The 12,428-nt window shown below is 40.5% G+C and carries 11 protein-coding genes; 7 read left to right on the top strand and 4 right to left on the bottom strand.

Going from position 1 to position 12,428, the window contains the following annotated elements:
- Positions 1 to 48: 48 nt before the first annotated feature.
- From clpX to bolA, 4 genes are all read right to left on the bottom strand, one after another.
- Entirely contained in the window at positions 49 to 1,326 is a 1,278-nt protein-coding gene (clpX, locus tag PSF28_RS04925) for an ATP-dependent protease ATP-binding subunit ClpX (RefSeq protein WP_004914518.1), read from the bottom strand.
- 113 nt (positions 1,327 to 1,439) lie between these two features.
- Positions 1,440 to 2,060, bottom strand: a complete 621-nt coding sequence (clpP, locus tag PSF28_RS04930) for an ATP-dependent Clp endopeptidase proteolytic subunit ClpP (protein WP_004905443.1) — start codon at positions 2,058 to 2,060, stop codon at positions 1,440 to 1,442.
- Positions 2,061 to 2,600: 540 nt separating this feature from the next.
- Entirely contained in the window at positions 2,601 to 3,905 is a 1,305-nt protein-coding gene (gene tig / locus PSF28_RS04935) for a trigger factor (RefSeq protein ID WP_004914522.1), read from the bottom strand.
- Positions 3,906 to 4,257: 352 nt separating this feature from the next.
- Positions 4,258 to 4,596 (bottom strand): transcriptional regulator BolA, encoded by a 339-nt coding sequence (gene bolA, locus PSF28_RS04940; protein WP_272665572.1) that lies wholly within the window; start codon positions 4,594 to 4,596, stop codon positions 4,258 to 4,260.
- A 256-nt stretch (positions 4,597 to 4,852) separates the two neighbouring features.
- Here bolA and PSF28_RS04945 point away from each other — a divergent pair, with 256 nt between their 5' ends.
- The 7 genes from PSF28_RS04945 (at position 4,853) to PSF28_RS04975 (ending at position 12,419) form a co-directional block, all read left to right on the top strand.
- Positions 4,853 to 5,434, top strand: coding sequence for a YajG family lipoprotein (locus tag PSF28_RS04945; protein ID WP_004914528.1), 582 nt, complete (start codon positions 4,853 to 4,855; stop codon positions 5,432 to 5,434).
- 129 nt (positions 5,435 to 5,563) lie between these two features.
- Positions 5,564 to 7,066: a muropeptide MFS transporter AmpG gene (gene ampG / locus PSF28_RS04950; RefSeq protein WP_210836516.1), complete on the top strand. Its 1,503-nt coding sequence runs from the start codon at positions 5,564 to 5,566 to the stop codon at positions 7,064 to 7,066.
- A gap of 272 nt (positions 7,067 to 7,338) precedes the next feature.
- Positions 7,339 to 8,109: a nucleoside-specific channel-forming Tsx family protein gene (locus PSF28_RS04955; RefSeq protein WP_210836511.1), complete on the top strand. Its 771-nt coding sequence runs from the start codon at positions 7,339 to 7,341 to the stop codon at positions 8,107 to 8,109.
- A gap of 426 nt (positions 8,110 to 8,535) precedes the next feature.
- Entirely contained in the window at positions 8,536 to 9,486 is a 951-nt protein-coding gene (gene cyoA, locus PSF28_RS04960; RefSeq protein WP_210836509.1) for a cytochrome o ubiquinol oxidase subunit II, read from the top strand.
- A 4-nt stretch (positions 9,487 to 9,490) separates the two neighbouring features.
- A complete protein-coding gene (cyoB, locus tag PSF28_RS04965; RefSeq protein WP_210836507.1) occupies positions 9,491 to 11,482 on the top strand; it encodes a cytochrome o ubiquinol oxidase subunit I in 1,992 nt (663 codons plus the stop codon).
- Positions 11,472 to 12,086 carry a cytochrome o ubiquinol oxidase subunit III gene (locus PSF28_RS04970; protein WP_206084594.1) on the top strand — a complete coding sequence of 205 codons (615 nt, stop codon included), beginning with the start codon at positions 11,472 to 11,474 and terminating at the stop codon, positions 12,084 to 12,086. Before cyoB ends, PSF28_RS04970 begins: the two co-directional genes overlap by 11 nt.
- Positions 12,087 to 12,419 carry a cytochrome o ubiquinol oxidase subunit IV gene (locus PSF28_RS04975; protein WP_042846921.1) on the top strand — a complete coding sequence of 111 codons (333 nt, stop codon included), beginning with the start codon at positions 12,087 to 12,089 and terminating at the stop codon, positions 12,417 to 12,419.
- Positions 12,420 to 12,428 lie beyond the last annotated feature (9 nt).

The following is a 12,428-nucleotide window of genomic DNA, read 5'->3' on the forward strand; positions in this document are numbered from 1 at the left end:
GGAAACCCCTCATTTCGTTTGATTAACTATTGAACGTTTTATATGGGATTAGTTATCGCCGGAAGCTTGAGCATCAGGTTTGCTATATATCAATAGCGGCTCTGATTGCTCATTAATGACGTTTTCATCAACGACAACTTTTTCAACATTACTCATTGAAGGAAGGTCATACATCGTATTTAACAATGCAGCTTCAACAATAGAACGTAAACCACGAGCTCCGGTTTTACGTGCCATGGCTTTCTTAGCGATGGCTTTTAATGCTTCCTCACGGAACTCAAGTTCTGTATTTTCAAGACTAAATAAAGCTTGGTATTGCTTAGTTAATGCATTTTTAGGCTCTTTCAGAATCTGAATTAATGCTTCTTCACTTAATTCAGTTAATGTTGCAACAACAGGCAAACGGCCAATAAACTCAGGGATTAAACCAAATTTAATTAAATCTTCTGGTTCTGCCTGCGTTAATAGTTCGCCTTCCGTTGCTTTATCTGATTCACCTTTCACTTCTGCAGCAAAACCGATACCTGAACGGGTATTTAAACGCTGACCGATCACTTTATCGAGTCCTGCAAATGCCCCGCCACAAATGAAGAGGATCTTTGAGGTATCAACCTGCAAAAATTCTTGCTGAGGGTGTTTACGTCCCCCTTGTGGTGGTACTGCCGCAACAGTTCCTTCAATTAGTTTTAGAAGCGCTTGTTGCACTCCCTCACCGGAAACGTCACGGGTAATTGATGGGTTATCTGATTTACGTGAAATTTTATCAATTTCATCAATGTATACGATACCACGTTGCGCTTTTTCAACATCGTAATCGCATTTTTGCAGTAATTTTTGAATAATATTTTCAACGTCTTCGCCAACATAACCAGCTTCAGTTAATGTCGTTGCATCAGCCATTGTAAATGGTACATCCAAATAACGCGCTAAAGTTTCAGCTAAAAGTGTTTTACCACTACCTGTTGGGCCAATTAGCAAAATATTACTTTTACCTAATTCAACACCATCACTGGTTTTATCACCATTACGTAAGCGCTTGTAATGGTTATATACCGCAACAGCTAAAACTTTTTTCGCTTTTTCTTGACCGATCACATAGTCGTCAAGATGCTGCCGAATTTCATGTGGTGTAGGCAGTTCACTACGCTCACGATGCGGCGTAAGTTCTTTGATTTCTTCACGGATGATATCGAGACATAAATCTACGCATTCATCACAAATATAGACTGACGGACCGGCAATCAGCTTACGTACTTCATGCTGACTTTTTCCGCAGAAAGAGCAGTAAAGCAGTTTTCCTGTCCCCTCTTTGCGTTTATCTGTCATCAGTTGACCTCACTTTTATCCATATTGTTTTGTTTTCGTTGATTAAAAAACAAAACAACAATTTTCTTTAAAATAGTTTATGGTATGAACTAATTATACCAAAAGTTAACCCATTAACGGCTACTATAAATTTGGTCGACTAAACCATACTCTTTTGCTTCATTTGCAGATAAGAAACGGTCACGCTCTGTGTCTCGAGTAATTTCTTCAATGGATTTTCCCGTATGCAGAGCCATTAACTCGTTCATTCGAGATTTCACTTTAAGAATCTCTTGGGCATGGATTTCGATATCTGACGCTTGGCCTTGATAACCCCCTAACGGTTGGTGGATCATCACGCGTGAATTTGGTAAGCAGAAACGTTTACCTTTGGTACCCGCCGTCAATAAAAAAGCCCCCATGGAACAAGCTTGCCCCATACAGATAGTGCTTACATCAGGCTTGATAAACTGCATCGTATCGTAAATTGACATTCCTGCGGTAATAACACCACCTGGTGAATTAATATACAAATGAATGTCTTTTTCAGGGTTTTCTGCTTCAAGAAATAACATCTGAGCGACGATTAAATTCGCCATATGGTCTTCCACTTGACCGGTCAGGAAGATAATACGTTCTTTTAATAGACGTGAGTAAATATCATACGAGCGCTCACCACGAGAAGTTTGCTCTATGACCATAGGCACAAGGGCCATTTGAGATGCTAATTGTTCCTGACTGCCAAAATGTGACATCGAAATCTCCTATTAAAAACGTTCTGGTGCTTGCGCCTAATTTGCTGTCTGCCTGCTATTTTGAGCAGAGATCATGCCACAAACAACGGTTTTAAAAAATTCCTGTGTCTGCAGGCTCTTTCAATTCTCTTATTTTTCTAGTTTAGCTAATATTTAACCAAATAACTGCAGAAATAAGAAGAAAATGCAGCTAAGTATGCTGCAGTAAATAAGACGCTCTTTAAAAGAGTTTAACACAAGTCTATTGGGTTACATGGAATTATACCATTAGAAAACCATACTTGATTTCCAAGGGAAACAAAATAACTCAGTTGGTTAATATCACCGTTTTCGACAATGTTAAGCTATTCAAAATAGTTCAAATTGCAATTAAAGCCCCATTTAGACTACTTGAAGTATAGATAATATAATTAGGGTTTAAATGTGTTTTTCAAGGGTATCCTAATTAAATTCGCTAAAGTGATAATTTAAAGGCTTTAATTGACAAAAAACCCGTAGCAGTACACCACGGGTTTCATTATTTTATACAGCAAGAAAAAATTAACCTGCTTGAACTTGGTTCATCAGTTCAGTGAAGTTAGTTTCTTTTTCTGTCACTTTAGCAACTGCCAATACAGTTTCAACAGCTTGTTCTTCTAAAGCTAAATTACGAACGCTGTTCATCAGCTCTTCGTTTTTGCTGTAGTATTCGATAACTTCAGCTGGATCTTCATACGCAGAAGCCATTTCTTCGATCAGCGCTTTAACACGATCTTCGTCAGCTTTCAGTTCGTTTTTGTTGATCACTTCGCCTAACAGCAGACCAATCACTACGCGACGTTTTGCTTGTTCTTCAAACAGTTCACGAGGTAATTCCATCGCTTGTTTTTCGTCGCCACCAAAGCGTTGTGCCGCTTGACGACGCAGAACATCAATTTCACCATCAACAACTGCAGCTGGAACTTCGATGTCATTCGCTTTGATTAAGCCATCAAGAACTTGTGCTTTAACACGGTTACGCACGGCATTTTTCAGCTCACGTTCCATGTTTTTACGTACTTCTGCACGCAGGCCATCTAAAGAACCATCAGCGATACCAAAACGCTTGATGAATTCTTCAGTGAATTCAGGCAGTTCACGTTGTTCTACTTTCTTCAGAACGATAGCAAATTTCGCAGCTTTACCTTTCAGGTTTTCAGCATGGTAGTCTTCTGGGAAGTTAACTTCGATATCGAATTCTTCGCCCGCTTTATGACCAACAACACCTTCTTCGAAACCTGGGATCATACGACCTTCGCCCATAACGAGAGCGAAATCTTCTGCTTTGCCGCCTTCGAATTCTTCACCATCGATAGAACCGGTAAAGTTGATAGTGATGCGAGAGTCAGCTTCTGCTGCCGCTTCAACTTCTTTCCACTGCGCTTGTTGCTTACGCAGAGTTTCTAACATGTTTTCCAGATCTTCGTCTTTTACAGAAACGGCTGGTTTTTCAACTTCAATAGTTTCTAAACCTGCTAATTCGATTTCTGGGTAAACTTCGAATTCAACTGAATAAACAAAATCTTTACCATCTTCGAGTTGCTCAGGCTTGTAGCTAGGCGCACCCGCTGGATTGATTTTTTGTTCAATAATTGCATTGATGAAGTTACGTTGCATTACATCGCCCAGAACGTCTTGCATAACAGACGCGCCATAACGCTGTTTAACGATGTTCATTGGTACTTTTCCTTTACGGAAACCATCAACACGTACTTTTTTAGCAACACTAACTAATTCGCTATTAACTGCTTTTTCAATATCAGTGGCAGGAACGGTGATTGTTACACGACGCCCAAGGCCTTGAGTCGTTTCAACAGAAACTTGCATCTTCTTACCTCAAAATAAATCTTAGTGATCGGTCTACTCCAGAGTTATGCCATTAAATCATAATGGCTGTCTCCCTTCCAGAACCGGGGGCGTTACTTTCGTAACGGTCAATCCCTGATATCAGAAGCGTCCCGAAACCTTACTGAAAATTAGACGCAGCATTATACCGATGCATGCGCCCTGAGTCGAGAAAAGCTGAGAAAAGAAGCGTTTTTTCCTCATTATTTGTGACTTTTCTGACTAAATTTTTTGTTTTTTCACCCAAAATGAAGAAAAAACATTCACCAAGCTCATCATCGAGCATGGCTGATTATGTAAAGCATAGTCTCAGTGTATTAACTGAAACAAAAAATTACCGATTAACACCGCCAACACCACGACAAGCTGGTGATTTTAACGCGGTGTCAGCAAGCTCATTCCACTCTTGTTGTGTATATGTATGCAAAGCAAGGGCATGGATCCCTCCCGATAATTCGTCCGCTAAAATAGCATAAATTTCGCGGTGACGGGCAAGCATTCGTTTATTTTCAAATTTATCACTCACTAAAATAACTTTGAAATGGCTTTCAGACCCCGGTAACACATTGTGTTGGTGGCTTTCATTAATGACCTCCAAATGTGTAGGTTCAAAAGCAGCGTGTAACTTTTGGTTCACGAGAGATTGCATACTTTGAGCTGCATTAGCGACCATAAAATGCTCCTTAATTAAAAATTATGCTCAGAGGCAATTATTTTTATTGTACGCATTGATTATTGCTACCTTCTTATTATAGAAATATCCGATAATAACTTACCAATGGTATGATAGCGGCACATTGATGCGAATTTTTTCAAAAATTGTTGTCTAATAGTTCAGGATAAATAAGCCGCTAAGCTTTATATTGTACGACGGCTACCCGCACCATAACGAAACATTGTCAATTAGGAAAGATGAACTGGAAAAAATTATGTTAAGAAAACTGTGTTTTCCACTTTTAGGGTTATTTCTTCTTGCGGGCTGTGCAACCAGCAGCAATACATTATCACTTGAGCCTAAGATAGCTTTACCTGCAAAAAATCCCACATTGAATGCAACTTCAATTAGTGTCAGCAGTGTCGATAACCGTACGAATAAATCCTTAGCAGAAGTGAATCGTAATGGTAGTTTAGTTGTACTGAACCCTTCACGCGATCCTCGTTATCTGATGCAAGAAGCCGTCGAAAAGCAAATGGCTGCACGTGGGTTTATGGTGACATCACCGGCCAATGTGAATTTAGTCGTTCAATTGAATAAACTGGATACCAAAGTAAGTGAAGGCAGCCTGCGCCATAATATTACCGTAAACTCCAGTGTCAGTATTATTGCAACGGCTCCAAATGGCTCGACAAAAACGCGCTCATTTACCCGTAATTTTAATACACAAGAATTATTGGCTGCCAATAATGCCAAGATAGAAACGGCTATCAATAGCGCATTAACTGATTTAATTGCAGATATGGCAACAGACCAAGAAATCACCGATTTTATCAGACAAAATTCACGCTATTAATTGAGCAATCATTATCATTAAGTATTAAGCTACCTAAGCTCTCATTGATTGAGCTTGGGTAGCATAGCGCAGCCAATACCTCTGCAGCGCAATGTATTGCAGCAATATCACACTGGCTTAGAGGGAATAATGCCTCGTTTTACTCTACCGAATAACATCACTTTAATCCTTTTAGGCTTTGTTTCTGGTCTACCTTTAGCTTTAACTGCGGGTACATTACAAGCTTGGCTAACAGTTGAAAATGTCGATATTAAAACCATTGGTTTCTTTTCATTAGTCGGACAGGCTTATGTGTTGAAATTTCTTTGGTCTCCAATGATGGACCGCTATACCCCACCCTTTCTTGGTCGCCGAAGAGGATGGCTATTAACCACTCAAATTCTGTTGATTATCAGTATTGCCGCTATGGGCTTTATGAATCCGTCAGAACATTTGTGGTATCTAGCTGCGCTGGCGGTCACTGTTGCATTTTGTTCAGCCTCGCAAGACATTGTTTTTGATGCTTATAAAACCGACTTGCTGAGTGCAGAAGAACGTGGAATTGGTGCTGCAACCTCAGTTATGGGTTACCGGATCAGTATGTTAGTCTCCGGCGGGCTTGCACTTTGGTTAGCGGATAAGTTTTTAACGTGGAAACAACTTTATTTAGTCATGGCAGGGCTAATGATTATCGGTGTTATCGCTACATTACTTGCGAAAGAACCCGAAGAGAGTTGTGCCGCGCCAACGTCACTAAAAAAAGCGATTTACGAACCACTCGCTGAATTCTTTAGCCGGAACAATGCTTGGCTAATCTTACTACTGTTAGTTTTTTACAAACTTGGTGACGCCTTTGTTATGGCGCTCAACACCAATTTTCTATTAAATGCCCTTGGTTTTAGTTTAAGTGAAGTCGGTACTGTCAATAAAACTGTCGGTATGGCCGCAACCATTATTGGGGCGTTACTTGGTGGTTACTTAATGAAAAACATGAGCTTATTTAAAGCTCTGTTTATTTTTGGGCTTCTACAAGGTGGCTCTAATATAGGCTATTGGTTCTTAGCAATAACACCACCTCATATCTTAACCATGGGGTCGATTATATTTCTAGAAAATATCTTCTCTGGTATGGGAACCGCTGCTTTTGTCGCCCTATTAATGACACTATGTAATAAATCGTTATCCGCAACGCAATTTGCACTTCTTTCCGCTCTTTCGGCTGTTGGCCGTGTTTACATTGGCCCAATTGCGAGTATTTTCGTCAGTAATTATGGCTGGCCACTATTCTACCTTATTTCAATCGCAGTTGCGGTTCCGGGTGTTTTGCTTTTATTAGCTTGCCGGACATCCCTAATATACACACAATCAACAGGGTTATTTCAACGGCGCCAGCTGTTTGCAAAAGGCTATCGCATTGCCGTATATGCACTTATTACTGCCGTTAGCTTCCTTGCTATTTGGTTACTTTCATTACTTGTATTTTCATTTAGTGGTATGAAAGTTTATCTATTTACGACACAAATTGAATTTTGGCTGAGCTTACCTCACTACCAAAATCTTATTTTTAATACTGGCATTAGTATTGGAGCTATCAGCCTAGTTATTGGTGGTAGTTTAGACTTCCTCGCCGTTCGCAAGACAGTACAACAATAACCCTTTCTATACTTTTCTCATTTACCTCACAATTACCTAAATAAAGTTTATTTATTTAGGTAATTTGATCTTTTTTTATAAATTAGATCCAAATAACAAAACAAAGCGATAACATCTAAATATCGTGATTTAGATCACTTCATGCGTGTAAAATATTTCTTAATTACAACTTTCAAGTCTAATATATCACAAGTTACAAATTGGTTAGCTAAAATGTTAATAACTAACGCTTTACTAAACTTCATTAATCAATAAGTGAAAATAATCTATATATGAAAAAAATTATTTACATTGCCACCTTAATTTCTCTCGCAGGTACGGCATATTCTGACGATATTGTTGGCTATAAAAATGGCTTTGCTGATGTCAATGTAAACTATTTAGATTGGTCACATCATACTGAAAATAAAACAGAAAATACGACACGTAAAAAAGACTTTGCCTATATTGAACTTGAAGGAGGTGCCAATTTTAATTGGGGGGAGCTATATGGCTTTTTTGATCTCGAAAACCCATTCCACAGCCAACACACCGATTCAGGACGAAATAAACGTTATACCATTAAAACGACAGGCCGTTTTTATTTAGGTGATACTGGTTTCAACCTATATGGCCACGTTTATGGCACTTGGTCATTACCTGGTGCCAAATATGGTGGTAATTTCCACGATGTGAACACTTTATATGGTATTGGCTATAACACGACATTCGGTGACTTATGGTTTAAACCTTTTATTGCTCTTAATTACACCGACCAAACATTCTATTCAGGTAATAATGGATATGTCGCAGGTTGGGTAGCCGGTTATAATTTCAACGTATTTGACGAAAATTTCATGATAACGAACTGGCATGAAATGGAGTTTGCAAGGAATAAACGCTATAACGGTGGCAAGAGTAATGGCATAAATGGCGCTCTTGCTTTTTGGTGGAATGCCACAAACCATGTTTCTGCAGGGGTACAATACCGCTATGCTGATAATAAATTAGGCGATACTTTCTACCAAGATGCAATCATTTATACATTAAAGTATACCTTTTAGCATGCGCTAGAAAATTGTATCAGAGTTAATAGTTTTCTTTTTTTTATCAGTAAAATAAGAAATTTTCTTTATGATTTGGCCGATAAAGCAACCAAAATAGCTTTATCGGCAATAAAAACTGTAACTTCCCTTAGCATATTGCTAACCATTTATATCAGTTTCACTATTTTTTCATTTCTTTTGTATATATTTTTCTTTGAAAAATTACTAAGATAATTTACTATTAATTGAGTTTTATCAATGCATACTTATAAATCGCATTAATTTTAACGTTTTCTTTATAAGTTCTTTACATGTGATCATATTAACATAAAGAGCTAACAATTCCGTTTCTTTGCCTTACAATCATTTACACTCGCATAACCTTACCGTAAAATGCCCGCACTGATGAAACGACAATTAGATTCTTGTCATTTGGGGTCGTGGATGAGACTTATGAACTACAAAAAAAGCATCGGAGCAATCTCACTAGCTGTAGCAGCCTTATTACTAGGCGGTTGCGATATGGTGTTGATGGATCCAAAAGGCGCCGTTGGCGTTAAACAAAAAGAGCTAATTCTTATTGCAATTGGCTTAATGCTACTTGTTGTTATTCCTGTTATTTTCATGACGATTATCTTCGCAAGAAAATACCGTGAATCCAACACGTCAGCAACCTACCGTCCTAACTGGGCTCACTCAAATAAAATTGAGTTAGTCTGCTGGACTGTTCCTATCATCATTATCATTATTCTGGGTGCTATCACTTGGAAGACGACACATGAGCTGGACCCGTATCAGCCATTAGTGAGTGATCAGGAACCTGTCACGATTGAAGTTATTTCTGCTGACTGGAAATGGATATTCATTTATCCGGAGCAAGGAATTGCAACAGTTAATGAAATCGCATTCCCTACAGGTGTGCCAGTTAACTTCAAAATTACGTCAGATTCGGTGATGAACTCCTTCTTCATTCCATCTTTAGGTGGCCAAATCTACGCGATGGCAGGTATGCAAACAAAGCTTCATTTAATCGCTAACGAACCAGGTACTTATAAGGGCTTCTCTGCAAGCTACAGTGGCCACGGTTTCTCTGATATGAAGTTTAATGCGATTGCAACACCTGACCGCCAAGGTTTTGATGAGTGGGTACAAAAGGTAAAAGCTTCTCCTAAAACAATGGATACCATGCAGGCATTCGACGAAGTCGCTAAGCCAAGCACAAATGTTCCTGTTACCTACTTCTCTAGCGTGAAACCTAATCTTTATAACGACATCGTTCTGAAGTTTGGTCATGAGCACCATAAAGGTCACGCTCCTGTAGAAACCAAAGAAGAATCTACAGGTCATTCTATGCATATGAGCCATAACGCTCATGCAGCAGGCGCTGAGGAATAAGGGCATGTTCGGAAAATTAACACTAGATGCAGTTCCGCTCCATGAGCCGATCATCGTTGTCACACTGATTGCTATTGTCCTTGGTGGGCTTGGCTTAGTCGGTGTGATCTCCTACTTCGGTAAGTGGAAATGGCTGTGGAAAGAATGGTTAACCTCTGTTGACCATAAGAAAATTGGTGTCATGTACATCATTGTGGCGATGGTCATGTTATTCCGTGGCTTCGCGGATGCTATCATGATGCGTGGGCAGCAAGTTCTCGCTTCTGCTGGCCAAGAGGGTTTCTTAAATCCTCATCACTATGACCAAATTTTTACCGCGCACGGCGTTATCATGATTTTCTTCATGGCAACTCCATTCGTTGTTGGTCTGATGAACTTAGTTGTACCTCTGCAAATTGGTGCACGTGACGTTGCCTTCCCATTCCTTAACTCATTGAGCTTCTGGTTCTTTGTAGTCGGTGTTGTCTTAATCAACATCTCTTTAGGGGTAGGTGAATTCGCACAGACTGGTTGGTTGGCTTATCCGCCGTTATCAGGCTTGGAGTACAACCCTGGGGTCGGGGTCGATTACTGGCTCTGGAGTCTCCAGATATCCGGTATTGGTACACTATTAACAGGGGTTAACTTCATCGCCACTATTATCCGTATGCGTACTCCGGGTATGTCGATGATGAAAATGCCTGTATTCAGCTGGGCTGCGTTATGTACTAACGTATTGATTGTTGCTGCTTTCCCTATTTTAACTGTTACTCTGACGCTTCTGACGTTAGACCGTTATTTAGGTACCCATTTCTTCACTAACGATATGGGCGGCAACATGATGATGTACATCAACCTGATTTGGGCATGGGGTCACCCTGAGGTGTATATCCTTGTTCTGCCAGTGTTCGGTGTGTTCTCTGAAGTCGCAGCAACCTTCTCGAAAAAACGTTTATTCGGTTATACCTCATTAGTTTGGGCGACAATCGTTATCACCGTTATGTCCTTCATCGTATGGCTGCACCACTTCTTTACGATGGGTTCTGGCGCGAACGTGAACGCCTTCTTCGGTATCGCCACTATGATTATCGCAATCCCAACAGGGGTTAAGATCTTCAACTGGCTATTTACCATGTACCAAGGCCGCATCGAGTTTAAATCACCGATGCTATGGACTATCGGTTTCATCATCACCTTCTCTGTAGGTGGTATGACGGGTGTTCTGTTAGCCGTACCAGGTGCGAACTTCGTTCTGCACAACAGCTTATTCCTGATTGCTCACTTCCATAACGTTATCATTGGTGGTGTAGTATTCGGATGTTTCGCTGGTATGACTTACTGGTTCCCGAAAGCTTACGGCTTTACGCTGAATGAGAAATGGGGTGTCCGTGCATTCTGGTTCTGGATCATCGGTTTCTTCTTAGCATTCATGCCGTTATATATTCTGGGCTTTATGGGTATGACCCGTCGTTTAAGCCAGAATATTGACCCTGCTTATCACTCAATGTTAGTTGCGGCTGCATTCGGTGCTGCGTTAATCGCAATCGGTATTGCATGCCAAGTTATCCAAATCATTGTGAGTATCCGTGACCGTCATGAAAACCGTGATTTAACGGGTGACCCATGGGGTGGACGTACTCTTGAGTGGGCAACTTCTTCACCACCACCATTCTATAACTTTGCGATTGAACCACACGTTCAAACTCGTGATGCTTGGTGGGATCTGAAAGAAAAAGGGCTTGCTCATAAGAAACCAGCTTCATATGAAGAAATTCATATGCCGAAAAATACCGGCGCTGGCGTTATCATCGCTGCATTTAGCTTGGTTTTAGGTTTCGCAATGATCTGGCACATCTGGTGGCTCGCAATCGTTGGTTTCGGTGGAATGATCGTCACTTGGATTGCAAAAAGCTTCGACGAAGATGTTGATTACTACGTACCTGTGGCTGAAATCGAAGAAATCGAGAATAAGCACTTTGAAGAATTACGTAAGGCAGGTGTGAACGATGTCAACTAATACAATGACTAACCAAAATATCGCCCATGCAGAGCATGGGCACCACGATGCAGGTGGCACTAAAGTATTCGGTTTCTGGCTCTATATCATGAGCGACTTGATCCTGTTTGCTTGTTTGTTTGCAACCTATGTTGTTTTGGCCGATGGAACTGCTGGCGGTCCTGCTGGTAAAGATATCTTCAGTCTGAAGTTCGTATTAGGCGAAACTTTCTTACTGTTAGTGAGTAGTATCACCTACGGCTTCGCAATGATTGCGATGCACAAAGGAAAAATCGGTGCAGTTAACTTATGGCTGTTCGCGACATTCCTGCTAGGTCTTGGCTTCGTTATCATGGAAGTCTATGAGTTCCATGAACTGATTGCTGAAGGCTTTGGCCCTGACCGTAGTGGTTTCTTATCTGGCTTCTTTGCACTAGTTGCAACCCACGGTCTACACGTATCTGCGGGTCTGATTTGGATTGTTATCATGATGATTCAAGTGACTCGTCGTGGTCTGACTGATGTCAACAAAACACGTTTGAACTGCCTAAGCCTGTTCTGGCACTTCTTAGATGTGGTTTGGATTTGTGTATTTACCGTTGTTTATCTTCTGGGGGCTATTTAAATGAGTCATGCAAAAGATGCTCACACTGGAGCAAGCCACGGTAGCGTTAAGACATACCTGATTGGCTTTATTCTGTCAGTCATCCTAACGGTCATTCCGTTCTGGATGGTGATGGAAGGCACAGCGTCAACCTCAACCATTCTTTGGACTGTTGTTGGCATGGCAGTCGTGCAAATCCTGGTTCACTTAGTATGTTTCTTACATATGAATACCTCATCTGATGAGCGTTGGAACTTGGTTGCATTTCTGTTCACCATGCTAATTGTCGGCATTGTTGTTGTCGGCTCGCTGTGGATTATGTACAACCTGAACATCAATATGATGCTCGACTAAAGAGTTGCC

This window comes from Providencia sp. PROV130, from assembly GCF_028482225.1.
Lineage (GTDB): Bacteria > Pseudomonadota > Gammaproteobacteria > Enterobacterales > Enterobacteriaceae > Providencia > Providencia rettgeri.

Bases quoted from the DNA above. Each gene is read 5' to 3' on its own strand.
- clpX (WP_004914518.1), bottom strand. From the start codon at position 1,326: ATGACAGATAAACGCAAAGAGGGGACAGGAAAACTGCTTTACTGCTCT.
- clpP (WP_004905443.1), bottom strand. From the start codon at position 2,060: ATGTCACATTTTGGCAGTCAGGAACAATTAGCATCTCAAATGGCCCTT.
- tig (WP_004914522.1), bottom strand. From the start codon at position 3,905: ATGCAAGTTTCTGTTGAAACGACTCAAGGCCTTGGGCGTCGTGTAACA.
- bolA (WP_272665572.1), bottom strand. From the start codon at position 4,596: ATGGTCGCTAATGCAGCTCAAAGTATGCAATCTCTCGTGAACCAAAAG.
- PSF28_RS04945 (WP_004914528.1), top strand. From the start codon at position 4,853: ATGTTAAGAAAACTGTGTTTTCCACTTTTAGGGTTATTTCTTCTTGCG.
- ampG (WP_210836516.1), top strand. From the start codon at position 5,564: ATGCCTCGTTTTACTCTACCGAATAACATCACTTTAATCCTTTTAGGC.
- PSF28_RS04955 (WP_210836511.1), top strand. From the start codon at position 7,339: ATGAAAAAAATTATTTACATTGCCACCTTAATTTCTCTCGCAGGTACG.
- cyoA (WP_210836509.1), top strand. From the start codon at position 8,536: ATGAGACTTATGAACTACAAAAAAAGCATCGGAGCAATCTCACTAGCT.
- cyoB (WP_210836507.1), top strand. From the start codon at position 9,491: ATGTTCGGAAAATTAACACTAGATGCAGTTCCGCTCCATGAGCCGATC.
- PSF28_RS04970 (WP_206084594.1), top strand. From the start codon at position 11,472: ATGTCAACTAATACAATGACTAACCAAAATATCGCCCATGCAGAGCAT.
- PSF28_RS04975 (WP_042846921.1), top strand. From the start codon at position 12,087: ATGAGTCATGCAAAAGATGCTCACACTGGAGCAAGCCACGGTAGCGTT.